This is a genomic window from Bacillus sp. FJAT-27986, assembly GCF_001685035.1.
GTDB lineage: Bacteria > Bacillota > Bacilli > Bacillales > Pradoshiaceae > Pradoshia.
Window position 1 is genome coordinate 625,602 of sequence record NZ_MAYV01000001.1, and the last position, 26,629, is coordinate 652,230.

The window sequence follows — 26,629 nt, forward strand, 5'->3', positions numbered from 1 at the left end:
TTATCTAATGTTGTATGGTGAATGATAATTCTGTGAAGTAGATAAAAGAACCATAAATATATGTACCTTTATAAATGAGAAAATCTTTGTGTCCAATTCTAGTAGAAATAAAATATAGGAGTTTATTGGTGAGAAGCTGACCAATCTATATTTCATTTTTATAGAACACCTCTCCTTCTAGATAGGTATCGCCAACACTTTATTAGGCAGCATATAAAAGGCACCACAATTGTTAGTAGACTCTAACATTTGTGGTGCCTTAAAATCTCCAAATCTTTTGTAATTTTTCAAAAAAATATAGTTCCTGTTAATTTATATTTTCCTCTGTTTGATCTGTTTGATTAACTCTTCCAACCAGTAAATAGTATGATCTACTCTAGCAGTCACATACTCCCCTATAAACTCTACAAGGTTCTTGTTTTCCTCGTCTACTTCAACCTTTTTTTCAAAATCTTTAATATGCATCCATTGAGCACGGATATGCTCTGATTTCTTGTTAAGAATAGTTAGAACCCGATCACGATCGACATACCTGATATTAGCAATACCTACTACCATATCACTGATATCCTCGGCATTTTCCAACAGTTTGTATATTTTCTTAGGAAGCTCTTCACGTCCCTTATCCGTAATCGCAAAAACTTGTTTATCTGGACGATGTTCCTCTTTTATAACTTCAACTTGTTCAACCAATCCCTGTTTAGCCAACGATTCAAAGTGATAGTACAGTTTGCTTTCTGTTAATCCACCTAATTGATCCAATGGAATTGGCTCTGAAAGCTGCTTTTTTAATTTATAAGGATAATTATTATCCTCCATTAGTTTGCTTAATATAAAGATTTGGATAGCCATTTCTAAGCTCCTTCAGCATAATTATCTTTATTTTAGCAAAATTAAGCAGGCATTTCAGCAGTCTTCTCATTTTCGGTTTCATTTATTGCTTCATCATTCTCAACTGGAACTGATTTGTGGAAGGTACTCAAATAAATAGATTCAGGGAACTTCAGCCAGTCTGTTGTTCCCTTTTTTATTGCTAAAAATTTCAATGCATTTTCTTTAAACAATCGCCGCTCCGCTATTCTCACTAATTTATCTCTCTTTACTAGTCCAAATGACCACTTCAAACCATCCTGTTCATCATAGTCTAATGTATATTGTGAAAAAGGAGACCGACAACATGAGTCCAAAACTGGAAAAGTTCGTGGATCCACTCCAAATTATGAAAACCCTGAATCCCAAGGAGAATGGTCGAGGCGGAACATATTATGAAGTAAGAATGCAGGAGTTTCAACAAAAGCTACACCGAGATTTACCGCCAACTCGCTTATGGGGTTATAACAACCAATATCCCGGGCCTACTATAGAAGCCAAGCAGGGGGAGGTTGTAAAGGTTAAATGGAAGAATAATCTTCCTGACAAGCATTTTCTCCCTGTCGATAAAACATTCCATCATCTAGAACATATGCCGGAGGTTCGAACAGTTACACATTTACATGGCAGCGAAACCCGTCCCGATAGTGATGGATACCCGGATGCCTGGTTTACAAATAATTTCAAGGAAGTTGGCGAAGCTTTCACAAGAAAAGTATATGAATATCCAAACAATCAGCGTGGAGCTACCCTCTGGTATCATGATCACGCCATGGGCATTACCAGACTGAATGTATATGCTGGTCTTGCCGGAATGTATATTATTCGGGATGAACAGGAAAAATCGCTGAAACTGCCAAGCGGTTCTTTTGAAATTCCCCTATTGATACAGGACCGGACATTCAACGATGACGGCTCTTTATTTTATCCAAGCCAGCCGGATAATCCCGCAGAAGGTTTACCAAACCCTTCCATCAGACCGTTCTTTCTTGGAGATACTATTCTTGTAAATGGGAAGGTATGGCCGTTTTTAGAAGTGGAGCCACGCAAATATCGTTTTCGTATTTTGAATGGTTCGAATACACGCGGTTACCAAATGGAACTTGATTCCGGACAATCTTTTTATCAAATTGGATCTGATGGCGGTTTATTGCCAAAAACAGTAATGATGGACAGCATTCTAATTGAACCTGCAGAAAGAATGGATGTCATCGTCGATTTTAGCCAATATGAAGGCAAAACCATCACGCTAAAAAATAATCTTGGACCTAATACAGACCCAGCTGATCAAACAGGTGATATCCTTCAATTCAGGGTAAATCAGCCACTTTCCAGCCAGGACAATAGCCATATTCCCAACAGATTATCCTATGTACCCTCTTTAAAACACAACAATATATCGGCCATTCGCAACCTCAAATTAGTAAGTACAACCGACCAATACAGCCGTACTCTGCTTTTACTCGATAATAAAATGTGGATGGATCCAGTGACAGAAAAACCACGATTAGATACGACTGAGATTTGGAGCTTAATGAATCTTACAAACGTTACTCATCCAATTCATATCCATTTAATCCAATTCCAAATACTCGATCGCCGGCCATTTGATTTGGATCGTTATAACGAGGATCGAACCATTATCTTTACTGGACCTGCACAGCCTCCAAAGCCAAATGAATACGGTTGGAAAGACACAGTTGCTGTCCCTCCTGGAGAGATTACCCGCTTGATCATGCGCTTCTCTCCATATAGCGGCTCGTATGTTTGGCATTGTCACGTTCTGGAACATGAAGATTATGACATGATGAGGCCTTACATGATTATAGATCCACATAAAGAAGATTAATGGATTCCTTCCCATTTAATTTCAGGACCACACTCACAACCATTTAAAAAGCGCCTGCCTGCATCTTAACTTGATGCGGACAGACGCTTCTTATTATTTTGCCAACAAGTAATCTACTAATTTAGCTTTTGGTTTTCCGAAGATTTCTTCTTCCAATCTGCGGCCTGTTGGAGTGGCTGCAAGTCCGCCTTCTGCTGTTTCCCGTAATGCAGATGGCATGGACTTTCCGATTTCATACATCGCACTGATTACTTCATCACATGGGATACGGCTTGTTACCCCTGCCAACGCCATGTCAGCTGCTGTTATTGCATTTGAAGCTCCCATCGCATTTCGTTTAACACACGGAACTTCCACAAGCCCGGCGACTGGGTCACATACAAGCCCAAGCATATTTTTCATAGTAATTGCAAAAGCTTCTGCGGATTGCTGCGGTGTTCCACCAGCCATCTCCACTATGGCAGCTGCCGCCATGGCACTAGCTGATCCAACTTCTGCCTGGCAACCCCCAGCTGCACCAGAGATGGATGCATTATTTGCTACTACAAAACCGAACGCTGCTGTCGTAAATAAGAATTCAATCATTTCCATTCTAGTCGGATTCAACTGTTCTTTAACGGCAAATAATGTACCAGGAACAACGCCGGCTGAACCTGCTGTTGGTGTGGCACAAATAACTCCCATTGCTGCATTTACTTCATTGGTTGCCACTGCTTTGCTGACAGCATCTAATAAAAGTTTACCAGATAGAGATTTACCTGAATTAATATAGTTTTGTAATAACACCGCATCTCCTCCGGTTAATCCCGAATGAGATTTAACACCATTAAGACCTCTCTCTACCGCCCGTTCCATAACTGCGAGGTTCTCATCCATTTGAGCAATAATATCTTCTCTTGATCGCTCGGACACTTCCATTTCCTGCCTAATCATAATTTCGGAAATTTTAACATTATTGGATTGTGCCAGCTCTACAAGCTCGGCCACATTTCGAAACATATTCTTTCCTCCTCTTGCTGTCAGTATTTAATTTTACATACGGATTACATGGTTTACGTTTGGCAATGAACTAAGCTCTTCTATGATTTCTTCTCCGAGCTTTTGATCCATTTCAATTACCATAATTGCGATGTCTCCCCGTTCTTTACGCGAAACCTCCATATGGCTGATATTAATCTCATTTTTAGCTAATACACTTGTAACGGATGATATCAGCCCAAATTGATCCCTGTGAATAACCAATATAGCTGGCTGCCCACCTGACAGCTTTAATTTAAACGAATTTATTTCAGTTATCTCAATCGTTCCACCACCAATGGAAATGCCGACTAATTCTAACTTTTTATCTCCATCATCAAACAAATTTATTTTAACCGTATTAGGATGTTCAACTACAGCCTCTTCAACCAGAAATTGAACTTCCATTCCTGCCTGTTCAGCGAATTTATATGCATCTGGAATACGCTCATCAAAGGTATCAAAATCCAGTAAACCAGCAATTAAGGCTAAGTCTGTTCCATGACCTTTATAGGTTTTTGCAAAAGAACCGTATAACGAAATGATTGCTCGCTTTGGTTGTTTGCTAAATATAGTTCTGGCTGCTCTTCCTATTTTGGCAGCTCCTGCTGTATGTGAACTGGATGGGCCAATCATAACCGGACCAATTATATCAAATGCTGATCGATACTTCATTATGTTTTTCTCCTTTTTTCAATCTGCTTTTTAGATAGCTTACTTTTCTTCAGATACTTCCAGCCAAAGCCCCATCGCTTTCATTCTATTAGAAGCTTAGCTAAATAGTGCAAAAATCCTTAATCGACAAGTAATAGATTCCTTTATTTCACCTGATATTCTAATTGGTAATCTATTTGTGTGCGTATTTTTTGCAAATAATTATAGATTGTAAACTTCGATACTCCTAAAACGGATGCTAAATAGTCTGTTGAACCTTTAATTAGGAAAGCACCTTTTTCCTGTAATAATCTTACACATTCTATTTTCTCTTCTAGACTCAACATGGATGGCGGTTTCTTAAAACCGGATAAAACTTGATCAACCATATCTTGAATGACTTCCTGTACGGTCGAATAAAAGTTTTCAGACTTCTCTTCTGTTTCAGTAAAAGAAATGAAATCCTGAATTTCTGCCTCGTATTGAATCATCATTGAAATATCATAATTAATGCAAATAGCCCCAATAACATGATTTTCCACATCCCGCAGAAAAATGGTCGATGATTTCATTGTGATTCCATTTATCAATCTGGTTTTATAGTTTGGAATATCCTCTATGTCAGATACAGGTTTAGTCAATTCGTTTAATACTAAATCCGTACATGGACTACCTATTTCTCTTCCTGTAACATTGCCGGCTAAATAGACAAGAGATTTTTTTAAATCTGCAAAATCATGTACCGCCACTTCACAGCGCGGCCCAAACATTTTAACAATCATATCTGCTGTGCGTATCGCCATATTAAAAATCGGTGCATTCGGATCTATCGCCATACTCTCACTCCCTAAACGCAAACGGTTTCAAATCATTCTAAAATAAATAAAATTTAATCAAAAATGGCTTTATTTGTTAACTCAGATATCATAACATGAATTTGGTATAATTTAAATAAAATTGTAATAGTTACAAAAATATTGTAACAATTTTCAAATAATCTATCTTCCTTATATAGAAAACTAGATTCACTATTAAAGATAAAAGGGCTAATCGAAATTTACGATTAGCCCTGAAATAGTATCTTAGTTTTCAATCTCATCTTAGTTGCTTATAATGAATTGCCGATTATGTTGTTCTTACTCTTTACAAGTATTCTTTTTCAAACGTTAAGGTACTGCGAACCGTATTAATGGATCGAACTATACTTTCAATTTGTTCTCGTTTTTCTTCTAAAAATGGCGGCAAGGATAATTTTTCTCCAAGAGTTTCGTATGGTTCATCCTCCATAAATCCAGGACCGTCCGTTGCAAATTCAAATAAAATATGCGGTGCCAATCTTGCATAGAGTGAACCAAAATAATAACGTTCTACATAACCTGAATTGGGTATATTAAATGCCTGCAAACGTTTTTGCCAATCCTTCAGCTCTGAGCGGTCATTCACGCGAAATGCCACATGGTGAACTGTACCAAAGCCTTGCTGTGCCTGTGGAAGAGTTGTATTGTGTTCTACAATAACCTGTGCTCCATTGCCTCCTTCGCCCATTTCAAACAAATGATAAGATTCATGGCTGTCTAACACTCTAAACAACAAAACCTCTTCCATAAGTTTTTTTAAATAATCGAAATTAGAGGTACGAATAAATATTGGACCCAATCCTGTAATAGCATATTCCAATGGGACAGGCCCCTTTTGCCAAGGCGTTCCGGAAGCTACTCCCTCATTACTCTGATCAGAAATTAGTTGATATGACTGATCATCAAAATCAGTAAAGGACACTGTTTTTTTGCCGAACCATTCTTGAATTCCTGTATGTTTAACTTCGTATTTATCAAACCGTTTAATCCAATAGTCTAGAGCTGCGTCACTTGGAACTCGGAAAGATGTTTTCGAAATTTCATTGTTCCCGTGAATTCCCTTTGGAATACTAGGGAAATCAAAGAAAGTCATATCTGTACCCGGGGAGCCGACATCATCTGAAAAAAATAAATGATACGTTTTAATATCATCCTGGTTGACGGTTTTCTTCACTAAGCGTATACCAAGAACCCCTGTAAAGAATTCATAAATTTTTTCTGCACTGCTCGTAATCGCAGTCACATGGTGCAATCCTTTTAATTCATTCAATATCATATCTATACCCCCGTTAACTATTTATCTCGAATTCGAGATATTGGATAAAAAAAGAGCGGAATCACTCATAAATTACCCTCTTTAGAAGACATTATCCTTCTTTATTTCCCCTTAGAAGAACGATTAAACTTATGCTGCCGGGTTAATCTCTAATTCTATTTCTATTTTAATATCTTTACCAATTAAAACGCCGCCCGTTTCAAGTGCTGCATTATAAGTAAGACCAAAATCTTCTCGGTTAATCTTCGCGTCCCCTTCAAAACCGTATACTTCAACTCCCCAAGGATTTTTGCCTTTTCCGCCAAATTCGACATCGAATGTAACTGACTTTGTTACATCCTTAATAGTCAGATCACCAGTTACTTTATAGTCATCCCCAGATCTTGTAATGCTTGTAGATTTAAATTCGATTGTAGGATATGCTTCCACATCAAAAAATTCAGCAGATTTCAAGTGTGTATCACGATCTTCTGAAAAAGTGTTAATACTTGCTGGATCAAATTGAAATGCAATTTGAGCTGTTGTCAAATCTGTTAAATCCGCGGCTTCAATATCTGCTGTATACGTATCAAATTTTCCTTTTACCTTTGATACCATCATATGTTTCACTGCAAAGCCAATTGTTGAATGAGACTGGTCAACTATCCATTTTGCCATTGTTATTCCTCCAATACTTTTATTTCGAATTCGAGACTTTATGTAAAATGCAATATACCTCGAATTCAAAATTCTTTAATTAAGGATAAATTTAACACGAGTACATTTTCTTGTCAATTTATTCAGGATTTTTTACCAATGTGGATATGGATCAGTTTATGCCAAATCTCTAAACAATATGATTACTCACAATGTAATCTGAAATGTAAGATGTGATCACATATTGATCATAAATCTGAAAGCGCCAAAAAGATCCTACTGCAGATTGTTAATTCAGTATAAAACCTTCAATTGCTACATACATGGCAAACAAAAATCCACCTAGACTCACCCAACTAAAAAGTTTTCGTCCTTTTTGATATTCTTCTAATCCGATGATTAACATCATTAACCCTAAGAAAAAAATCATAAATGGTTGGTACGCAAAGCTTCTTGTAATAAATCCGTATAATACAAATATTAAAACTACCGTTGAAAAAACATAGCGTAAAATTTTCAGCATGATTCCATACTCCTTATATCCTAGTAACAACCTATTACTATAGCTTTTCGACTCCTAATGCCGTTAATCCTTTTTTATTCTATACAGTTCTTAAAGATGTAAAACTTTATTTAATCAGAAAGCAGAACCTTTTCATTTTCAAATATTTCACATCTTAAATAATTATGTATCACAGGATGATTTTATTTACTATTTTCTTGGTGGCCAGTAGTGAAATAGGTATTCAGAGGATAATAAATCGGGAACTACCTATCAATGAATATTTATCAATAGTTGAATTTAGATAGAATAAACTACCCCGCTGTATGAAACCATCACTAATAACCAGTTAATCTAACCACCGCTTATATTATTTTGAAATAATAAAATTCGGTATATGAATTACTAAAAAAATACAATCCACTTCCCAATTTAGTGCATGTTTACCCTGCTATAAATGTAAGGGGATACATTTTTAATAGATTTATATACTGATTCATCCTTGATATAGCAAGGTTTCATTTTTACCCCCATGCATAAAACTCCTAATACATAAAAAGATCAATTATAAAAATATTGTCACAAAAAAAACAAATTACTTACACAAGAAGAAATATTTTGTTATAGTGAAAAACAGACTGACTGGTTAGTATGGTGGAGGTGTACTGACAGGAGGGATACAAAATTGCTGATTATTTACGAATGCAATGGACTATCCCGCCAAAAGGATATACAGGTGTTGGATCCTACGAAACAAGCATAAAAATAGCAAAGTTTCGTTCTCTCACCATTTGAAAGAAGTATGATTCTACTTGCGAATACTGGATTTATCTCAAATTATCAATAATTAATGCCCAAGTGGAATGATTAAAAACGAATCAATGACTAAAAAAACATAGAGACAATGACTTGCTTTACAGTTAGCAAATATAGGTGAGTGAAAATTCGCCCTAATGTAGTTTTAGTATGTATGTTTACAAGAGTCTGATTTTAATTGAGAAAATTTTATAATCAAAGGTTTTATCGAATCTTTTTTCGGAAGATTCTGTATTCTTCTATTTCTTTAGTGATTAGGCTTCCAATGAAGATGGATTTTTGCTCTACAAATGCGTTTCTCCCTGAGAGCAATCTCGAATTTACAAATAATTTATTTTTAGAGGAGTTATAACAAGTGAATAAACAAATACAAATCAAAACGGGACCGATAATGGCTGCCCTCTTGGTAGCAGGATTTGTCGGGCTTTTTAGTGAAACAGCTTTAAATATAGCATTAGGACAATTAAGCCAAATTTTTAGTGTGGATGCAACAACCATTCAGTGGTTGGCAACAGGCTACTTTTTAACACTTGGTATTTTAGTACCAGTTACAGGTATTTTAATGCAAAAATTCACGACACGCCAAATGTTCATGGCAGCTTTATTTTTCTCTCTTATAGGGACAGTTTTAGCTGCTTTAGCACCCACATTTAGCGTACTTTTAACAGCACGTATTATTCAAGCAGCTGGGTTGGCTATCATTTTACCTTTAACACAAAGTGTTATTTTCACGATTTTCCCGCCAAATAAACGTGGAGCTGCAATGGGAACAATGGGATTAGTTATTTTAGCTGGACCAGCTTTTGGACCAACCTTAGCAGGCATGATTTTAGACACCTTATCTTGGCATTGGATTTTCTGGTTCACCATTCCATTCTTATTAATTTCACTAATCATTGGCTATATCTATATACCGAATGTTAATGAAATCCGTAATGTCTCAATTGATATTTTGTCTGTAGTATTATCTACAATTGGTTTTGGTGGTGTTGTATACGGTGTAAGTGTCGGTGGAGAGCTTGGCTGGACAAATGCAACCGTATTAGGAACAATTATTATCGGCTTAATCGCATTACTATTCTTCTGTATCCGTCAAAATAAGATGGAACACCCAATGTTAAACTTAAAAGCATTTAGATACCCAATGTTCGTTTTAGGTCTTGCTATGAATATTATTACCTTCCTCAACATGCTTTCCATGCTTGTTGTTTTACCAATGTATATGCAAATGGCCCTTATCGTTTCAGCATTTGTAACAGGATTAATGATGCTTCCGGGGAGTTTAATCAACTGTGTACTTGCGCCGATAATTGGTAAATTATTTGACAAATATGGACCACGTGCCGTGATTACTCCAGGTACAATTCTTGTTGTCATTGGATATGGACTTTATTCATCATACGGAACAGATACCGCTCTTTGGATTATGGTATTGACACATATCGTGATGATGTTAGGTGTTGGTATGGTCTTAGCATCCGTACAAACAAATACACTGAATGCATTACCTAGACAATATTATCCAGATGGTATTGCAATTACACAAACGTCTCAGCAAGTAGCCGGAGCTATAGGTATTGCGGTAATGGTATCTCTATTCTCTATGAAACAAGCTGATTACTTATCCGGTGCAGCCAATGATTTAACTGCAGCTGCAGCTACTGGTTCAGCATTTGTATTTAAGATCAGTTTAATTTTAGCTATCATAAATGTCGTTCTTTCATTCTTCTTGAAAAAAACACAGTAAACTGGGAAGATTGAGAGAAAACGAAACCAAATAGAGTGAAATAAACAAAGCTAACACCCTAAATCCTCTGCGATTCTAGTTGGTGTTAGCTTTGTTTTTATTTATCTATGCCCCTCTTTACGGGCTTGTATATATCCATAATAGACGCACGTTCCATTTTGGGACAAGTCTTTGACTTCAAATCCGCACTTTTCATAGAAACTGAAATTAACAGCGGACGTATGCGCGAACCAATCTCCATGAGGAAGCTTTTGTACACATAGTTCAACTAATTTTTTACCGATCTCCTTTCCTCGATATTCGGTTAAAACGACTAAATCCATTATAGTAGCGGCCATTATTTTGTCTGAAATAACCCGAACCATTCCAATCATTCGGCTAGAATCCCATACAGTATAAGCCCAGGTGGAGTTTTCAAATATTAATGAAAACTTTTCTTTCTGCCAATCTGGTGTGTTTCTCGCCCATCCTGCATCTGTAAAAAGAGATTCTACACTTTCAGCTGGAACTCCTTCTGTCCCTTCCCGGATGACTAAGCCGTTAAAATATTGGTACATATCGTCTCCTCCTTGTATCCAGATATCTTTTATATCATAATACCAAAATTTAACTTATCCATATCCATAAAAAAGAGACTCCCAAAAAGAGATAAATCTTTTGGCGGAGTCTCCTGATTATTAAATCCATTTAATTCAATTAGACATGTTCTTCCTCTTATGTTGGTTGTACTTAAGAAATTTTCATGAATTTAATTTTTATCATCAAATTCGGAACGGGAAATATGATCATCGTCAAAATCATCATCTATTTCTATAGTACCTGTTCTACCTTTTACAGTGATTGTTTTCAAAAGATTTTCTGAAGTTTTAATTTCAACATCGTATTCGTATTCAGAACGGGAAATACGGTCATCTTCCAAATTGAATTCTTTTTGAACACTGATAACTTCTCCATCAATTTGCTTCAAAGCTATTTCTTTAATTTGTGCTTCTGTATAGTTGTCATTCTTATTTGCATAGTAATAACCCATTCCAACATAACCGCCTACAATGGCGATACCAAGAACAATTATGGCAATAAAGCCACCGATTATTTTCTTTTTATTTTCTACTACCATGTTTTTGTATTTTGTTAACATAGCTATCTCTCCTTTTTATCGTTTATATACAATTTCCTTTTCTAGTTAATCTTCAAACTGGTCTAATTGGTCAATAAAATTGATTAGAATTTTTAATTTACGAAGAACATAAGACCATTTGACCAGAACAGGAACCAATTATCATTCCATTAATTTTGACGCCTCTCCTCCTGTCTTTTATTCTTTTCCTTGATCTTGACTTCATCATAATGGGTAAACATTAAAGGAACATTAATGAATAAAAATGATTTTCTCATCTTTTTTTAATAAACGTGAATTATAGTAAAATATATTAAATAAGAAGAAAAGGAGACTAAACATGCGGATTCTCATAGTCGAAGATGAACAAGATTTACAAAACGTTCTTGCAAACCGTTTAAAAGTGGAAAATTACAGTGTGGACGCATGTGGAAATGGGTCTGATGCACTCGATTATATTTCCATGGCTTCTTATGATTTGATCGTGTTAGATATAATGATTCCAGAAGTAAATGGACTGGAAGTTTTGCAGCATATAAGAGAAGAAGGTAATCGTACTCCGGTTTTATTGTTAACCGCAAAAGATACGATTGAAGATCGGGTCAAAGGACTGGATTTAGGCGCAGATGATTATTTAATCAAACCATTTGCCTTCGATGAACTACTGGCCAGGATACGGGTGTTAATGCGCCGGCAATCAGGTAACACATCCAACGTTTATGAAATGGGAGATTTAGTAGTGGACTGTAATACCCATAAGGTAACGCGACAGGGTAAAAATATTGACCTTTCCAGCAAGGAGTTTGCAATTTTGGAATATATGATTCGCAATAAAGATATTGTATTGTCTCGAGATAATATTGAACAACATGTTTGGAATTATGATTATGAAGGCGGCTCAAATATCATTGATGTTTATATTCGTTATCTAAGAAAAAAAATAGATAATGATTTTGAGATCAAGCTTATCCATACTATTAGAGGGTCTGGCTACGTATTGAGGATAGAGTCATGAAAAAATTATCTATTAAAATGAAGATCACTCTCTGGTATACGGGCCTAATTGTGATTATTATGGCTATGGTATTAAGTATTATTTTGGCCTCTTCCGATAAAATTCTTCTGTTAAATATCCAGGACCAACTCGAGGAATCAGTAAAAGAAGGTTTTAGAGATATAGATTATGAAAACGGACATTTAGAGGTAGATAATGATTTTGAGTATTATGATGATGGGGTCACTCTTTTAATTTACGATAAAAATGGTGCTTTACTGGAAGGCAATGTTCCATCTGGATTTAACGGGGACATACCAATGAATAAGGATGGACTTCAAACCATTGAACAGAATGGACAGGAATGGCTATTATATGATCATCCATATAAAAAATTTAATGATGAGATATGGATTCGAGGCGTTTATCAATTAAATCAATTATCGTCAGCCATGAACACCATTTTACTTGTGACGCTAATTGCTTTTCCATTCCTTATTATTGTAGCAGCTACCGGCGGATATTCTATTACAAAAAGAGCGTTTCGTCCCGTACAAAAAATGATTGATACAGTCAGTGAAATTAACGACGGACAAGATTTATCAAAACGTATTGACCTTAAGGGATCAAATGATGAAATTCATGCTTTGGCACAGACCTTTGACCGAATGTTCGATAGATTACAATCTTCATTTGAGAATGAAAAACAATTTACTTCTGATGCCTCTCATGAATTAAGGACACCTACTTCTGTCATCATCTCTCAATCTGAATACGCCTTATCTCAAATTGATGATTCAAAAGAAGTAAAGGAATCCCTTGAGGTCATTCTAAAACAATCCCAAAAAATGTCCTCTCTCATTTCGCAATTACTTTTACTGGCCAGAGTTGATCAGCAGAATATGGACCATTTTCTATTTGAAAGGCTTAATATTAGTGAGTTAACAGAAATGGTAGCAGAAGAATTAACCTATATGGCTTATAAAGCTGATATTGAGATAATTACAGACCTAGAGGATAATCTTTTTATAAAAGCAGATCAAACGTTAATCATGAGATTACTTATGAACCTGATTACGAATGCGGTTGCCTATGGAAGGCCTGGCGGATATGTAAAGATTAAATTATATCAGCAGGGTAATCATGTGATAGGTGAGATTTCGGATAATGGAATTGGCATTAGTGCAGAACATATAAATAAAATATGGGATCGTTTTTATCGCGTCGATCCTTCTCGTACCTCAACTGCTAACGGCAATACAGGTCTTGGCTTGTCGATCGTAAAATGGATTGTCAGTCTGCACGGCGGCACCATTGATGTATCAAGTGAATTAGATAAAGGAAGTACCTTTAAGTTTCGTTTACCTATAGGCTATTAAAGAGCTTAATTAGAGGATATTATTCTAGGCACCTACACCAGTATGATAGGTGCCTTTTAAGGTTTAACAAACAAAACGAATGGCTCGGCAATGCGAGTAATTATTCAACAGGCATCAATTCGTCATCTGTCACCCATTTGTGATTAGTTACTTCTTCCCCACCTGTTGTTGGTTTGTAATCAATCATATAAACAGTCGTTTCTTGTGCTGATTCAATTTTTACAGTGGTACCCTTCATTCCATCCATATGAGAGGTAGTCGTAATGGCTTCTGCACCAGGCTGCAAAGATTCCTCTCCACTATCTTTTATCTCTTCATGAATAATCCACTTATGATTTTTCACCCTTTCCCCACCTGTAGCTGGATTGTAAGAAATGCGGTATGCGGTTGTGTCATAAGCTCCAATGATGGTGGCTTCAGCACTTTTCATACCTTCCATATGTCCATCTTTAAGGATTGCATGGCTTCCAACTTTAAAAGTAGGGATTTTCAGCCACTTTTAAATCTTCCGGAACCTCACCAGAACCTGAATGATTCATTCCCTTCATATCATGAGATTGTGTATCATGTTGCAATTCTTTATTATTAGTATCCTCAGTTTGGTCTTCCTCAGTTGTTTGAGAGCAAGCACCCAGCACAAGAATACATACCGTTAGCAGAAATAAGAGAGAAAGTCTTTTTAACATATCTTGTCCTCCTTTTATGATAAACAGCAATTGTGTTCTTTATTGCATTACCCTTTTGTTATATGGTCTACCATATTTTTATATTTACCTTTACCTCTTCTATCATATTATCTGCTAATTTTTATGGTTTAAATGACTAATAGATTCATAAATCTGCTCATACATTTAGAAGACTGTTTAAAAATAAACAAATTAACCCTCTATTTTTTCTCGTATCTTAATTGAATTTTTATATAAAACGTTAACCAACTATAATGGTTGTCACATCCCCTATATCATTCACAATTTTTTCATTTTTAAAGGAGATTATTACGGGAATTTAAATAATGAAGCACCTTAGACTAATACGGAGGAGTTGAGCCAGCATGAATACCATACAACATTACTTCCTGATCTTTCGACTTATTCTTTTTTCCCCGTTTTATTGGATTGCTGCAGGAATTACACGTATCCTTTCATGGATCTGTCAATTCATTGCCTATTTCCCCATGATATATATTGTATTAATATGGCTCATTACTATTATTGGTGCAATTTATGAACGTTCATTTTCTATTGAAATGTTAATGGAAGGTATTTTAATATCAGCAATCGTCTACTTCATTCTTAGTATATTCAGTGGCTTGATTAATATAGTGCTGAATGCATTCTTTACCGTTTTCTTATCTATTAGTAACATTTTTGCGAAGTTAAGCGGTCGGACAATAGAGACTATATAACTTATTCAACCTTGCTCAAACTCCTGACTGGGTTTGAGCTTTTCATTCTTTTAGATTGTCTATACTCAACATGCTCCTTTGCTCATTCCGTTTCAGTATTTCAGCCATTACAAAAGCTCCTATTCCAAGGATGCTAAACAAAATTGCTAATGTAAAATACGCTGTAGCCATTCCGGCATTCACCGATAAATTCTGCACATCATATAAATTATATGCATTAACAGCCTTCTCCTCATTGAATATTTCTTCATATCCTTGGTCTATCATTTCCTCTTTACTATAGGGACTTTCATACACATATAATTTATACAACCCTGCACCTAAAGTAATAACGGTAAATAATAGTGCAATAATCACAACAATCTTTAATATAAATGGAAAATTCATTTTACTATTACTTCGTTCCTCAATCATGATAACCTCATTTTTTTCCATTTCGTCTCACCCCTTACTAGTTTTCAGTTGTTCTTCATTCAAAGTAATTCTACAAAAGTATTAAAAACACCTTTAACAATCAGAGATATCCGTCTTTAATCAAATCGTAGAAAACTTAATATACGAGTTTCTTCTATATATAATACCTATCTATAGAAGAAAGCCAGATTCACATTGGAATCTGGCTTTTTCATTAAGATAGTCTATTTTTAAAATCCATATAATTAAATTTATGCAAAATGCGGCATTCACCATTCTTGTCCTGTACAGCAATTGTCGGCAGGGCCATTCCGTTAAATGTATTGTTTTTAACCATCGAATAAATCGCCATATCCCCAAAAACCAATCGGTCATTACTTTTTAACGGCTGATCGAATGAATAATCTCCAATAATATCCCCTGTTAAGCAGGTTGGACCGCCTAATCTGTACGTATGGGCCTTTTCACCGGGTTCACCACTACCAAGAAGCGGAGGGCGATATGGCATTTCCAACACATCCGGCATATGACAGGAAGCCGAAGTATCGAGGATAGCAATTTCCACATCATTCTTTAATGTATCAAGAACCGTTGTCACAAGAAATCCGGCATTAAGAGCAATTGCTTCACCCGGCTCAAGATAAACCTCCAAATCATATGTCTTCTGAATACGGGTAATACAGTCCTCCAGCAGGCCTATATTATACCCATCTCTTGTAATATGGTGGCCACCGCCAAAATTAATCCATTTCATTTGCGGCAGCCATTTTCCAAATTTCTCTTCGACAGCATTGAGGGTTTGTGCCAAGGCATCCGAATCCTGTTCACAAAGCGTATGGAAATGTAATCCCGATACACCTTCCAGCAAATCTGGACGAAATTCATCAGCCGTTATACCAAATCTGGATCCTCTAGTGCATGGATCATAGATTTCATGGCCCTCTTGAGTCGAACATTCTGGATTAATACGGAGGCCTATGCTTTTACCTGCCTGGAGTACTTTATCCCCAAATCTCTCAAGCTGTGAAAAAGAATTGAAGATAATATGATCACAAATAGAGATAATTTCATCTATCTCATCTTCGCGGTAGGCTGGGGAAAACACATGATTTTCCTTTCCCATCTCCTCATAGCCAAGCTTAGCTTCATACAATCCGCTCGCAGCAGTCCCACTCAAATACTGACCGATTAACGGATACATTGCATGCATAGAAAATGCTTTTTGTGCCAGGATAATTTTACATCCGGTTCGACCCATTACACCCTTTAAAATTTTTAGGTTTTTCTCGAGTAGACCTTCATCTACCACATAAGATGGTGTTGGTAATTGATCAAAGCGCATCTTAGTCTACTAACTCCGGATCAAAGCTTTCTTTCCAAGGAAGTCCCCATTTATTCAATGCTTCCATGAACGGATCTGGATCAAATTCCTCAATATTGTAAACACCAGGCTTGTTCCAATTTCCGTTCATAACCATCATCGCACCAATCATTGCAGGAACCCCTGTTGTATAAGCAACCGCCTGTGATCCCACTTCTTTGTAACACGCTTCATGATCACAAACATTGTATACATAATAAGTTTTATCTTTTCCATCTTTTTTACCGCGGAAAATACAGCCAATATTCGTTTTTCCTTTTGTACGCGGACCAAGTGAAGAAGGGTCTGGAAGTACTGCTTTTAAAAATTGAAGAGGTATGATTTCTTTCCCTTCAAATTCGATTGGCTCAATAGATGTCATCCCAACATTTTCTAGACATTTTAAATGAGTGAGATAACTTTGCCCAAATGTCATAAAGAAACGAATCCGCTTAATGCCAGGAATATTCAAAGCAAGTGATTCAATTTCTTCATGATGTAATAGATACATATCTTTGTCACCGATCTCAGGGAAATTGTACGTACGTTTAATTTCCATTGGCTCTGTTTCTACCCATTGGCCATTTTCCCAATAGGAGCCATTTGCTGTTACTTCACGGATATTTATTTCAGGATTAAAGTTTGTTGCAAAAGGATAACCATGGTCACCTGCATTACAGTCTAAAATATCAATGTATTCAATTTCATCAAAATGATGTTTTAAGGCATGGGCTGAGAATACTCCTGTAACGCCAGGATCAAATCCGCTTCCTAATAATGCAGTAATACCCACTTCTTCAAAGCGCTCACGGTAATCCCATTGCCATTTATATTCAAACTTCGCTGTATCTTCAGGCTCATAATTAGCTGTATCCATATAATGAGTTTTAGTTGCAAGACAGGCATCCATAATCGTTAAATCCTGATATGGTAAGGCAAGGTTCATGACTATATCTGGTTTCACTTCTTCTATTAAAGCAATTAGCTCATCCACATTGTTTGCATCCACCTGAGCCGTTGTAATTTTTGTCTTACCGCCGTCAAGCTTAGCTTTTAAATCATCACATTTGGACTTAGTACGACTTGCAATACAAATCTCTTCAAATACCTCACTGTTTTGTACACATTTGTTTATTGCCACAGAGGCTACTCCGCCACAACCAATAATCAGTGCTTTTCCCATTTTTCATATCTCCAATCCATTATTTATTTATCTAACAAACTTCTTTCTGCTTGTTTTAAACACTAGAAGATTTTCATGGAATATCTTCCACGTCCCTCAGCAGCTCCTCCACATACGTTGGCAAAGCAAAGGAACCACGGTGTAAATTAGGATTGTAATAGCGTGTTTTAATACCCAACTGTTTCCAAGCCTCTTGATTTAAATCTGCAAGAGGTTGATATTTTTTGGATGCAAATCCAAACAACCAGTGGCCGGACGGGTAGGATGGAATATGTGCCTGATATACCCTGCTAATTGGGAAACAGTCGATAATCCGTTGGTGCGCCCTCTGCATCGCTGCCCTGTCTTCTGCATAAAACGGACTCTCATGCTGATTTACCATAATTCCATCTTCATGTAAGGCCTTGTAGCAATTACCGTAAAATTCTTTCGTAAACAAGCCTTCACCCGGTCCGAATGGGTCGGTTGAATCCACGATTATCAAATCATATTGATTTTCACAGGAGCGAACAAATTTCAGCCCATCCTCATAATGAATATGAACCCGTTCGTCATCAAGCTTGGAAGCTGTTAACGGCAAATAATTCTTACAGGCTTCAACTACCTTTTCGTCAATTTCCACCATGTCAATATGTTCAATCTGTTGATAACGGGTTAGCTCACGTACAACACCGCCATCCCCTGCACCAATAACCAAAACCTTCCGTGGATTTGGATGAACAGCCATAGGTACATGGGTAATCATCTCATGATAAATAAACTCATCTTTTTCAGTCATCATCATATAGCCATCCAGGGTCAAAAATCTCCCAAACTCGTTCGATTCAAAGATATCAATCCTCTGAAATTCGCTCTGTTCACTGTATAAATGCTTGTCCACCTTGATGGAAAGCTTTACTTCTGCCGTGCTACGTTCATGAAACCACAACTCCATGCTGTCACACTCCCTTTAGTACATTCAGACGTTCAATAGCAAGGTCTTCCGGTCCTGTCATGGAACAGCCTTTTGCTTTTGCATAGTCAATATACTCAATGATTTCTTTCGTGATTCTTTCACCTGGTGCGAGGATTGGAATTCCAGGAGGATAGCACATCACAAACTCACTGCACACTCGACCCTCTGTATCTCGCAGACTCAATGATTCTTTATCTGCATAGAATGCCTCCTGCGGTGTAATCACAACCTCCGGGTCAATATATTCTTGTGTAATCAGACCTGATTTATCAGTCGAATAACGACGACGTATTTCTGATAGGGCACTGATCAGACGTTCGACATCTCTTTTCCGATCACCAACAGATACATAGGCCAAAATATTGCCTATATCTCCAAATTCAATTTGGATATCATACTCATCTCGCAATAAGTCATATACCTCAATTCCCGCTAGTCCAATATCTAATGTATGTACCGAGAGCTTAGTTACATCAAAATCAAATATGCTATCTCCATTCACCAATTCTCTTGAAAAGGCATAATAGTTACCAATTTGATTGATTTCGTTCCGAACATATTCTGCAAGATTAATAACATCATCGAAAATCCGCTCTCCATTTAACGCTAGATTTCTTCGAGAAAGATCTAAGCTTGAAAGCAGCAAATACGATCCGCTTGTCGTTTGTGTCAGATTAACAATTTGCCTTGCATAACCGACATTTACAGAAGGTCCCATTAACATAAATGAGCTTTGCGTTAAACTCCCCCCGGATTTATGCATGCTGACTGAAGCCATATCTGCACCAGCAGCCATGGCAGTCACGGGAAGGTTTTTTCCAAAGTATAAATGTGCTCCGTGTGCTTCATCTGCAAGAACAAGCATATTATGCTGATGGGCAAGTTTCACAATCCCTCGTAAATCTGAGCAGATTCCGTAATAGGTTGGATTATTGACCAAAATGGCTTTAGCCTCTGGGTTTTCTTTAATCGCTTTTTCCACCTGGTTGAGAGACATACCAAGCGCAATTCCTAGATTTTTATCCATTTCCGGATTTACATATACCGGCACGGCACCACATAGAACAAGTGCGTTAATGACACTGCGATGAACATTTCGGGGAAGAATAATTTTATCTCCCGCTTTACAAGCTGTCAGGACCATCCCCTGTACGGCAGATGTCGTTCCATTCACCATAAAAAATGCATGTGCAGCACCAAATGCCTCAGCTGCTAATTCTTCTGCTTCTTTAATGACGGATACCGGATGACAGAGATTATCTAGCGGCTTCATCGAGTTAACATCCACACTAACCGCTTGCTCACCCAAAAAAGCTGTCAATTCAGGATTACCTCTCCCGCGTTTATGGCCGGGTACATCAAAAGGAACAATTCGTTTTTTCTTGAACTCTTCCAAAGCTTCATAAATAGGAGCCCGCCCCTGCGAAAGACGAAATAATCTTTCTTGTTCAATCATCACAAAACTTCCTCTCGCTGAAAATTCTCCCACTTCCCTTTCCATCTGGTTTAAATCGTAAGAATTTATGGGGTGATTTTTATTAATTGATAAAGTTAAAAGACAACAAAAAAGCAAGTGTACGCGCATTTCATTGCACATCACTTGCTTGTAGATATTATTATCCTATTAAAAAGCATATACAAATACAGACATATTGCCACGCATAAAATCAAATGAATTTTATGTCTGAAAAGCTTTTTAATATTCAACATACCTAAAAAGGAGATCAGAGTCTATATAGCAAATAAATACTTTTACCACTCTTATTGACCGTTTCACAAGTTTTGCACGATTTATGTCGTACTGGTTATAAAGTAACCAACTTATAAAATTTGAGCTTCTAACTCAATCAATAGGGCAACTAATGTTGCCTGTCGGCATTTGACCCGGCTGTCCGTATGGCCTTAACTTCCCGTGGGCAAGTGGTCAATTTTTATCTGCTTGGAAAGACTCTAACTATTTGAATATTTGCTTTCCAAAATAACAACGTCCTAATATTATCAGTTTATGGAAAAATTAGCAATAGATACATTTACTTTTTATACCTTTAAAACCTAAATAAACCATTCTATCTATGTATAATTATTTATTTTTATCAAAAATATTCATGATTCTCTATGGGTCATTGGAATGATTTTACACAAAAAACGACCATTTATCATTTAATAAGAGGAGATCGTGAGGGATGGAATATCATGATTAGATCAAACTGTTGAGGATCTAGACGATGAAGTAAACTAAATTGATGAGAAAAAAAGTTACAGCCCCTATTAAATATGGTTTTCCCAATATATCAAATTCTTTATTGTCGAGTGTCCAGTATAACTCTTGTCTAACCCAATAATTATTAGTGGTTGGTTCAGTATATTCCTTTGGGCCCACTCCTATCATTAAGAAAAAACACAAAACAAAGATACTGAATATAAAACTAAATTCGTTAATCTCTACTTTAAAATAACCCGACAGATAATAAACCAAGATATACTCAATTAAAATAGTAATGATAGCTAAAACTGCGCCATAAGCCATTCTCTTAATAAGAGAAATTTTCATATCTTCAGAGGTAATCGCATTTCCTTTTAGGCTTTCAACATACTCGGCTTGCTTTGTAAAAAGGACCACAAAACAAAAAATCCCAATAATAATGAAGATATTAACTATAATCTTGCTTAACTGAAACTCCAGAATTCCTAGCATATATCTCCTCCATTCATACACACAATCACTCATTATTTAAAGTCAGTAAACAGAAGAATAAATAGAGAATGATTATATATCTCCAATCAATTATATCATCATAGAAATATATTGAATTTAAGAAAAACATTTTCTCTGCTCCCCTATAGCTTTTTCATTTATATGATTTAACCAATATGGATATCCCAAATTTAAGAGATTTAACTCCAATCACCAATCAAAAAACATTATTTTATTCTTTTTAAGCATAAAGGTTACTTTTTAATTCATTTTTCTGTATAATCCACATATAGAGTACAACTGTATTTATAAGGAGGACACCATGAAACGATTCGGTATATTACCCAAGATTATATTAGCTATTTTTCTCGGTATTGGTATAGGAATGATTGCTCCAGCCTGGATGCTTCGTATTTTCACTACTTTCAACGGGCTTTTTAGCAGCTTTTTAGAATTTATTATTCCCTTTATTATCATTGGTTTTATTGCTTCAGGAATTGGAATGATGGGGAAAGGTGCCGGCAAAATGCTCGGTATCACAACTGGATTAGCCTATGCTTCTACAATAATAGCTGGCTTGATTGCTTTTTTCGTGGCCAAAGCATTGTATCCTGTTATATTAAAAAACCAGACTGCTCAAAGCTTTGCAAATCCTGAGGAAGCTTTACTCTCTCCATATTTTACAATTGAGATGCCTGCTGTAATGGGTGTTATGACGGCTTTGCTTGTAGCCTTCACAATTGGTGTAGGGATGGCGTCTATCAAAGGAGAAGCACTTCTTAATGTAATGGAAGAATTCAAAGAGATTGTCGTGAAAGTAATTAATACGATTATTATCCCTCTTTTACCATTTCATATCTTTGGTATATTCGCAAACATGACTCAGGGCGGTCAAATTGCGTCTATCTTAAGTGTATTTGCTAAAGTATTTGTGATGATCATTGCTTTACATTTGTTTATGTTAGTCATACAGTATACAGTTGCGGGTGCAGCTTCTAAGAAAAATCCATTTAAAATGCTTAAGACTATGTTACCAGCGTATTTTACAGCTTTAGGCACTCAGTCTTCCGCATCAACGATTCCTGTTACTGTGGATCGGACTAAAAAAATGGGTGTGAAAGATAAAGTAGCAAACTTCACTGTTCCACTATTAGCAACTATCCATTTATCTGGAAGTACAATTACCCTCGTCAGCTGTGCGATGGCAGTTATGCTGTTACAGGGTACGGATGCTAGCATCACACAAATGCTACCATTTATTTTAATGCTTGGTGTCACAATGATCGCCGCACCAGGAGTTCCAGGAGGAGCTGTTATGGCTGCACTTGGTTTATTAGAATCCATGCTCGGTTTCTCTGATAACATGCTTTCCCTCATGATCGCATTATACCTAGCTCAGGATAGCTTCGGAACAGCATGCAATGTAACAGGCGATGGCGCTATCTCAGCACTTACGGAGCGATTTGTTCCTAAAACCAGCAAAGAAATAATTCAAAATAAACAAATAGAAAATTTAATTTAAATACAAAAATAAGATAGATATACAAAAATGGTGTCCGTATAGAGATTTCAGTCAAAAAACAATAAATCAAAAAGGGAGACATGTTGTTAACTCAACATATCTCCCTTTTTTGATTAAATATAACCAGTTCAACAAGGACCTATGTGTCAGTCCATATCTTGTTATTTTCACAGAAAAATATCTGCAAACCTCATACTTTTTTCACTTTAGTTCAATGATTTTAATAAACAACTCACCTTATCTAAAAAAACACAAATACATCCTCATTTATAATTTACTTCTGTCCTTATTAAGAATCCTTTATTTATTCCTTATTAATTATATAAAAATAATAAAATAGCTAATTTTTTGTTTATTTCTATAAGTAAATATATTAATATTTTTATATTATTATAACTATCACAACAAATTATTTATCACAAATATTAGGAGAAAGTCTTGCATGAGAAACTCATTGACACAAAAAATCGTATTAATTTTTATTACATTTGGTTTGGTTTTATTTGGAACAACTGATTTATACACAAAAGTAGACGCAGCAACCGTTTCTTCTTCCACACTCTATCAAACGACAGCTAATGTCAATTTAAGAGCCGGTTCGTCCAATAAGCATAAAGTAATCCTAACCATTCCGAAAGGGAAAAATGTGACCTATCTCTCCAAATCCGGAAGTTGGTTTAAGGTTAAATACGCTAATAAGACAGGCTTTGTGAGCTCTTCTTATTTAAAGAAGCTAACAGCTAATTCTCAGACTAGTACCCAAGCTACCGTTACATATCAAACAACGGCTAATATCAATTTAAGGACTGGTGCTTCTAATAAGCATAAAGTAATCCTAACCATTCCGAAAGGGAAAAATGTGACCTATCTCTCCAAATCCGGAAGTTGGTTTAAGGTTAAATATGCTAATAAGACAGGCTTTGTGAGCTCTTCTTATTTAAAGAAACCAACTGCTAATTCACAGGCTAGTACCCAGGCTACCGTTACATATCAAACAACGGCTAATGTCAATTTAAGGACTGGTGCTTCTAATAAGCATAAAGTAATCCTAACCATTCCGAAAGGAAAAAATGTGACTTATCTCTCCAAATCTGGAAGTTGGTTTAAGGTTAAATATGCTAATAAGACAGGCTTTGTGAGCTCTTCTTATTTAAAGAAACCAACAGCTAATTCCCAGACTAATTCACAGGCTACCGTTACATATCAAACAACGGCTAATGTCAATTTAAGGACTGGTGCTTCTAATAAACATAAAGTAATCCTAACCATTCCGAAAGGGAAAAATGTGACCTATCTCTCCAAATCCGGAAGTTGGTTTAAAGTTAAATATGCTAATAAGACAGGCTTTGTCAACTCGACATACATGAAGAAGTCTGTCATCAAAGAGACAGTACCTAATTATAAAAATGTAAGATATTATAATACGAATATTCATATCTATACAAGTAATCCTAATGCTAATTTAACAGTTTCCAAAGGAAAACCTAATGTTCTTGAACCATTGTCATCTATTAAGCTACCAAATGAACTAGCAAAGATAAACTTAGGCTTTTTTAACTCAAAAATGGAACATGGTGGTTTATTTATGGTAAATGGACAAGTAACCAGTAACCATAATCCTAAATACGTAATTATGGAATATAAAAAGACAGGGAAAATAGATATTCGTAGTATCGCAACACCATTAATAAATCTTCAAGAATTAGAAGATATGAAGGAAAATAATTATTTTGCTGTTGGTACTTCATATTCTTTAGTACAGAACGGCAAAATAAATTTAGCGCATAGTGAGTATTTCTCACACAGTAAAAGCAGGAACCCACGAACATTGTTTGGTCAGACTAAAGATGGACGGTTTATCATGGCAGTTACAGATGGCCGAATTAATGGGAGTAGTGGTTTAACAGCAAGCCAAAGCGCTGATGTTATGATGAAATTAGGGGCAGTTGAAGCTGTAAATTTAGATGGCGGAGGATCCAGCACCCTATATATCAATGGTAATTTAATTAATAAATTAGGCGAAAGCCCCAGAAAAATTGGCAGTGCTCTCTTTATTACAAAGTAAATAGAATATACAATTATAAAATAAACTCCTAATTGAAAAATTGGGAGTTTATTTTCACCATATAAGATATGATAATTTTTAAAGGATCCGAGTGTATGGAGATACAATTATCAGTTTGACTTTAATTATCCAACTTACTGCCAGTCGAATGTTCACTATTATTAGAAGGATTATAGTTGTTAGTACTATCAGATTGAGTATTCAAGTCTGAATCAAAACATCCTTTCATTAAAAAAAAGAGCTAATTGCTAATAGCAATTCTGATAATTAATTTTCAACATGCTGCACACTCCCATCTATCCGTATATTAAGGATTTTAAAAGGATGTATACAAAATAAAGACTTCTATCTCTTAAACAGATAGAAGTCTTTATTTTTCTCTTTTATAGTCATTGGTGTTAAACAAGGTTTAATGGTACCACCAGTTCAGCCTAGGTAATTTAAATTACAACAGAACTGCATTCTATCACGGTTATCTCTTTAAACGTAAAGCCATATATATAAATCCTGTAAATATAATAAAAATCCCAAAAGGATATAAGCTACTAATAACATGTTCGCTAGTCTGAGAAATTTCTTCAACAACCATACCCTTCCCTGTTAAACACTTACTTGGTACTATACGACCAATAATATCTTCGGAAGTAATAGGGTCGAATACTTGTATTGTTGAATCAATATTATTTGAGGTTTTAGAAAGTGAATTATGTGCAAACTGCACCTTATCCATTTCACTAGTCATCCCTAAATTAGCAGAAGCAACAGCGATTGTCTGTTTTTTTAATTCTGGTATCAAAGAAATAACTAAAGAAAATATGATTGCTAATATAAATAACCTGGAATTCATTAAAATCACCCAAATACTCTAAATAATATTTCCCGTTCCATCTGTTTTATTTTTATAAAATAAAAAAACTAATAGTAATTTCAATTTCAAATATTAAGATAAGTTATATTAATATTTTAATAAATACAAAATAAACAATCAACAACTGATTTCATTTTAGCCTTTGTATTTATTACTGTCTGTCATTTTTTATGGGTAAATATAAAAAACCAATTCCGAAATGGAATTGGTTTATAAGCCACTTTTGCCGTTACATATAAGAAAGTTTTAAACCACCACTTCTCCAAGTGGGTGTTCGCAAAAGCTTTCCTGCTTGTCCTCCAGGTCATATAGACAGAGGCTTGTCATTCCAGCCTTTATAATAAAACTCCCTATTACAGCTTAAAGGTTAAAACTTAAATTATGCATCACGTACAATGTAGCTCGTACTAAGTATAATACTCCTCTTATCGTTTAAATGCAATGGAGA

At 35.9% G+C, this 26,629-nt stretch carries 24 protein-coding genes, 1 other RNA gene and 1 pseudogene; 7 read left to right on the forward strand and 19 right to left on the reverse strand.

Going from position 1 to position 26,629, the window contains the following annotated elements:
• Positions 1-312: 312 nt before the first annotated feature.
• The gene (locus tag A8L44_RS02930) at positions 313-852 is read right to left on the reverse strand and encodes a PadR family transcriptional regulator (protein WP_066101271.1); all 540 of its coding nucleotides are present in this window, start codon (positions 850-852) and stop codon (positions 313-315) included.
• Between the two features lie 41 nt (positions 853-893).
• On the reverse strand, positions 894-1,124 hold the full coding sequence (locus tag A8L44_RS02935) for a hypothetical protein (protein WP_139063792.1): 231 nt from the start codon (positions 1,122-1,124) through the stop codon (positions 894-896).
• A gap of 53 nt (positions 1,125-1,177) precedes the next feature.
• Between A8L44_RS02935 and A8L44_RS02940 the strand changes: the two genes are divergently transcribed.
• Positions 1,178-2,719, forward strand: a complete 1,542-nt coding sequence (locus tag A8L44_RS02940; RefSeq protein ID WP_066101276.1) for a multicopper oxidase family protein — start codon at positions 1,178-1,180, stop codon at positions 2,717-2,719.
• Between the two features lie 93 nt (positions 2,720-2,812).
• Here A8L44_RS02940 and sdaAA read toward each other — a convergent pair whose 3' ends face one another.
• From sdaAA to A8L44_RS02970, 6 genes are all read right to left on the reverse strand, one after another.
• Positions 2,813-3,718, reverse strand: coding sequence for an L-serine ammonia-lyase, iron-sulfur-dependent, subunit alpha (sdaAA, locus tag A8L44_RS02945; RefSeq protein ID WP_066101277.1), 906 nt, complete (start codon positions 3,716-3,718; stop codon positions 2,813-2,815).
• A 33-nt stretch (positions 3,719-3,751) separates the two neighbouring features.
• Positions 3,752-4,411: an L-serine ammonia-lyase, iron-sulfur-dependent subunit beta gene (gene sdaAB, locus A8L44_RS02950; protein WP_066101280.1), complete on the reverse strand. Its 660-nt coding sequence runs from the start codon at positions 4,409-4,411 to the stop codon at positions 3,752-3,754.
• A gap of 143 nt (positions 4,412-4,554) precedes the next feature.
• Entirely contained in the window at positions 4,555-5,226 is a 672-nt protein-coding gene (locus A8L44_RS02955) for a helix-turn-helix transcriptional regulator (RefSeq protein WP_066101283.1), read from the reverse strand.
• 307 nt (positions 5,227-5,533) lie between these two features.
• Positions 5,534-6,517: a ring-cleaving dioxygenase gene (locus A8L44_RS02960; protein WP_066102346.1), complete on the reverse strand. Its 984-nt coding sequence runs from the start codon at positions 6,515-6,517 to the stop codon at positions 5,534-5,536.
• Positions 6,518-6,652: 135 nt separating this feature from the next.
• Positions 6,653-7,180 carry a YceI family protein gene (locus A8L44_RS02965; RefSeq protein WP_066101287.1) on the reverse strand — a complete coding sequence of 176 codons (528 nt, stop codon included), beginning with the start codon at positions 7,178-7,180 and terminating at the stop codon, positions 6,653-6,655.
• A gap of 268 nt (positions 7,181-7,448) precedes the next feature.
• Positions 7,449-7,682 (reverse strand): DUF3953 domain-containing protein, encoded by a 234-nt coding sequence (locus A8L44_RS02970; protein WP_066101290.1) that lies wholly within the window; start codon positions 7,680-7,682, stop codon positions 7,449-7,451.
• A 1,150-nt stretch (positions 7,683-8,832) separates the two neighbouring features.
• Here A8L44_RS02970 and A8L44_RS02975 point away from each other — a divergent pair.
• On the forward strand, positions 8,833-10,224 hold the full coding sequence (locus A8L44_RS02975) for a DHA2 family efflux MFS transporter permease subunit (protein ID WP_077247955.1): 1,392 nt from the start codon (positions 8,833-8,835) through the stop codon (positions 10,222-10,224).
• A gap of 101 nt (positions 10,225-10,325) precedes the next feature.
• Here the strand turns inward: A8L44_RS02975 and A8L44_RS02980 are convergent, their stop codons facing one another.
• Both A8L44_RS02980 and A8L44_RS02985 read right to left on the reverse strand, forming a co-directional pair.
• Positions 10,326-10,781: a GNAT family N-acetyltransferase gene (locus tag A8L44_RS02980; protein WP_066101291.1), complete on the reverse strand. Its 456-nt coding sequence runs from the start codon at positions 10,779-10,781 to the stop codon at positions 10,326-10,328.
• Positions 10,782-10,972: 191 nt separating this feature from the next.
• A complete protein-coding gene (locus tag A8L44_RS02985; RefSeq protein WP_225983665.1) occupies positions 10,973-11,362 on the reverse strand; it encodes a PepSY domain-containing protein in 390 nt (129 codons plus the stop codon).
• Between the two features lie 319 nt (positions 11,363-11,681).
• Between A8L44_RS02985 and A8L44_RS02990 the strand changes: the two genes are divergently transcribed.
• Complete coding sequence (locus A8L44_RS02990) at positions 11,682-12,356, forward strand: response regulator transcription factor (protein WP_066101294.1); 675 nt, start codon at positions 11,682-11,684, stop codon at positions 12,354-12,356.
• Complete coding sequence (locus tag A8L44_RS02995; RefSeq protein ID WP_066101297.1) at positions 12,353-13,714, forward strand: HAMP domain-containing histidine kinase; 1,362 nt, start codon at positions 12,353-12,355, stop codon at positions 13,712-13,714. The genes A8L44_RS02990 and A8L44_RS02995 overlap by 4 nt, the downstream gene beginning before the upstream one ends.
• A gap of 100 nt (positions 13,715-13,814) precedes the next feature.
• Here A8L44_RS02995 and A8L44_RS03000 read toward each other — a convergent pair.
• Positions 13,815-14,400 (reverse strand): annotated as a pseudogene (locus A8L44_RS03000) (YdhK family protein).
• A gap of 365 nt (positions 14,401-14,765) precedes the next feature.
• Here A8L44_RS03000 and A8L44_RS03005 point away from each other — a divergent pair.
• Positions 14,766-15,119, forward strand: a complete 354-nt coding sequence (locus A8L44_RS03005) for a hypothetical protein (RefSeq protein ID WP_066101300.1) — start codon at positions 14,766-14,768, stop codon at positions 15,117-15,119.
• Positions 15,120-15,161: 42 nt separating this feature from the next.
• Here the strand turns inward: A8L44_RS03005 and A8L44_RS03010 are convergent, their stop codons facing one another.
• The 6 genes from A8L44_RS03010 to A8L44_RS03035 all read right to left on the reverse strand — a co-directional run bounded on the left by A8L44_RS03010 (position 15,162) and on the right by A8L44_RS03035 (position 21,726).
• Positions 15,162-15,554, reverse strand: a complete 393-nt coding sequence (locus A8L44_RS03010; protein WP_066101303.1) for a hypothetical protein — start codon at positions 15,552-15,554, stop codon at positions 15,162-15,164.
• Positions 15,555-15,747: 193 nt separating this feature from the next.
• Entirely contained in the window at positions 15,748-16,875 is a 1,128-nt protein-coding gene (gene nspC, locus A8L44_RS03015) for a carboxynorspermidine decarboxylase (RefSeq protein WP_066101306.1), read from the reverse strand.
• A gap of 1 nt (position 16,876) precedes the next feature.
• Entirely contained in the window at positions 16,877-18,076 is a 1,200-nt protein-coding gene (locus tag A8L44_RS03020; RefSeq protein WP_066101309.1) for a saccharopine dehydrogenase family protein, read from the reverse strand.
• Positions 18,077-18,149: 73 nt separating this feature from the next.
• A complete protein-coding gene (gene speE, locus A8L44_RS03025) occupies positions 18,150-19,010 on the reverse strand; it encodes a polyamine aminopropyltransferase (protein WP_066101312.1) in 861 nt (286 codons plus the stop codon).
• 4 nt (positions 19,011-19,014) lie between these two features.
• Positions 19,015-20,487 (reverse strand): aminotransferase class I/II-fold pyridoxal phosphate-dependent enzyme, encoded by a 1,473-nt coding sequence (locus A8L44_RS03030; RefSeq protein ID WP_066101315.1) that lies wholly within the window; start codon positions 20,485-20,487, stop codon positions 19,015-19,017.
• A gap of 762 nt (positions 20,488-21,249) precedes the next feature.
• Positions 21,250-21,726 carry a hypothetical protein gene (locus A8L44_RS03035; protein ID WP_066101318.1) on the reverse strand — a complete coding sequence of 159 codons (477 nt, stop codon included), beginning with the start codon at positions 21,724-21,726 and terminating at the stop codon, positions 21,250-21,252.
• 322 nt (positions 21,727-22,048) lie between these two features.
• Here A8L44_RS03035 and A8L44_RS03040 point away from each other — a divergent pair, with 322 nt between their 5' ends.
• A complete protein-coding gene (locus A8L44_RS03040) occupies positions 22,049-23,248 on the forward strand; it encodes a dicarboxylate/amino acid:cation symporter (protein WP_066101320.1) in 1,200 nt (399 codons plus the stop codon).
• 442 nt (positions 23,249-23,690) lie between these two features.
• The gene (locus tag A8L44_RS03045; protein WP_066101322.1) at positions 23,691-25,313 is read left to right on the forward strand and encodes an SH3 domain-containing protein; all 1,623 of its coding nucleotides are present in this window, start codon (positions 23,691-23,693) and stop codon (positions 25,311-25,313) included.
• A 472-nt stretch (positions 25,314-25,785) separates the two neighbouring features.
• Here A8L44_RS03045 and A8L44_RS03050 read toward each other — a convergent pair whose 3' ends face one another.
• Both A8L44_RS03050 and ssrS read right to left on the reverse strand, forming a co-directional pair.
• Complete coding sequence (locus A8L44_RS03050) at positions 25,786-26,160, reverse strand: hypothetical protein (RefSeq protein WP_066101323.1); 375 nt, start codon at positions 26,158-26,160, stop codon at positions 25,786-25,788.
• A 231-nt stretch (positions 26,161-26,391) separates the two neighbouring features.
• Positions 26,392-26,588: non-coding RNA, 6S RNA (gene ssrS / locus A8L44_RS03055), on the reverse strand.
• Positions 26,589-26,629 lie beyond the last annotated feature (41 nt).

Bases quoted from the DNA above. Each gene is read 5' to 3' on its own strand.
- sdaAA (WP_066101277.1), bottom strand. From the start codon at position 3,718: ATGTTTCGAAATGTGGCCGAGCTTGTAGAGCTGGCACAATCCAATAAT.
- A8L44_RS02970 (WP_066101290.1), bottom strand. From the start codon at position 7,682: ATGCTGAAAATTTTACGCTATGTTTTTTCAACGGTAGTTTTAATATTT.
- nspC (WP_066101306.1), bottom strand. From the start codon at position 16,875: ATGCGCTTTGATCAATTACCAACACCATCTTATGTGGTAGATGAAGGT.
- A8L44_RS03050 (WP_066101323.1), bottom strand. From the start codon at position 26,160: ATGAATTCCAGGTTATTTATATTAGCAATCATATTTTCTTTAGTTATT.
- A8L44_RS03020 (WP_066101309.1), bottom strand. From the start codon at position 18,076: ATGGGAAAAGCACTGATTATTGGTTGTGGCGGAGTAGCCTCTGTGGCA.
- A8L44_RS02995 (WP_066101297.1), top strand. From the start codon at position 12,353: ATGAAAAAATTATCTATTAAAATGAAGATCACTCTCTGGTATACGGGC.
- A8L44_RS03045 (WP_066101322.1), top strand. From the start codon at position 23,691: ATGAGAAACTCATTGACACAAAAAATCGTATTAATTTTTATTACATTT.
- A8L44_RS02990 (WP_066101294.1), top strand. From the start codon at position 11,682: ATGCGGATTCTCATAGTCGAAGATGAACAAGATTTACAAAACGTTCTT.
- A8L44_RS03005 (WP_066101300.1), top strand. From the start codon at position 14,766: ATGAATACCATACAACATTACTTCCTGATCTTTCGACTTATTCTTTTT.
- A8L44_RS03010 (WP_066101303.1), bottom strand. From the start codon at position 15,554: ATGGAAAAAAATGAGGTTATCATGATTGAGGAACGAAGTAATAGTAAA.
- A8L44_RS02985 (WP_225983665.1), bottom strand. From the start codon at position 11,362: ATGTTAACAAAATACAAAAACATGGTAGTAGAAAATAAAAAGAAAATA.
- sdaAB (WP_066101280.1), bottom strand. From the start codon at position 4,411: ATGAAGTATCGATCAGCATTTGATATAATTGGTCCGGTTATGATTGGC.
- A8L44_RS02940 (WP_066101276.1), top strand. From the start codon at position 1,178: ATGAGTCCAAAACTGGAAAAGTTCGTGGATCCACTCCAAATTATGAAA.
- A8L44_RS02955 (WP_066101283.1), bottom strand. From the start codon at position 5,226: ATGGCGATAGATCCGAATGCACCGATTTTTAATATGGCGATACGCACA.
- A8L44_RS02965 (WP_066101287.1), bottom strand. From the start codon at position 7,180: ATGGCAAAATGGATAGTTGACCAGTCTCATTCAACAATTGGCTTTGCA.
- A8L44_RS03035 (WP_066101318.1), bottom strand. From the start codon at position 21,726: ATGCTAGGAATTCTGGAGTTTCAGTTAAGCAAGATTATAGTTAATATC.
- A8L44_RS03030 (WP_066101315.1), bottom strand. From the start codon at position 20,487: ATGATTGAACAAGAAAGATTATTTCGTCTTTCGCAGGGGCGGGCTCCT.
- A8L44_RS03040 (WP_066101320.1), top strand. From the start codon at position 22,049: ATGAAACGATTCGGTATATTACCCAAGATTATATTAGCTATTTTTCTC.
- A8L44_RS02980 (WP_066101291.1), bottom strand. From the start codon at position 10,781: ATGTACCAATATTTTAACGGCTTAGTCATCCGGGAAGGGACAGAAGGA.
- speE (WP_066101312.1), bottom strand. From the start codon at position 19,010: ATGGAGTTGTGGTTTCATGAACGTAGCACGGCAGAAGTAAAGCTTTCC.
- A8L44_RS02930 (WP_066101271.1), bottom strand. From the start codon at position 852: ATGGCTATCCAAATCTTTATATTAAGCAAACTAATGGAGGATAATAAT.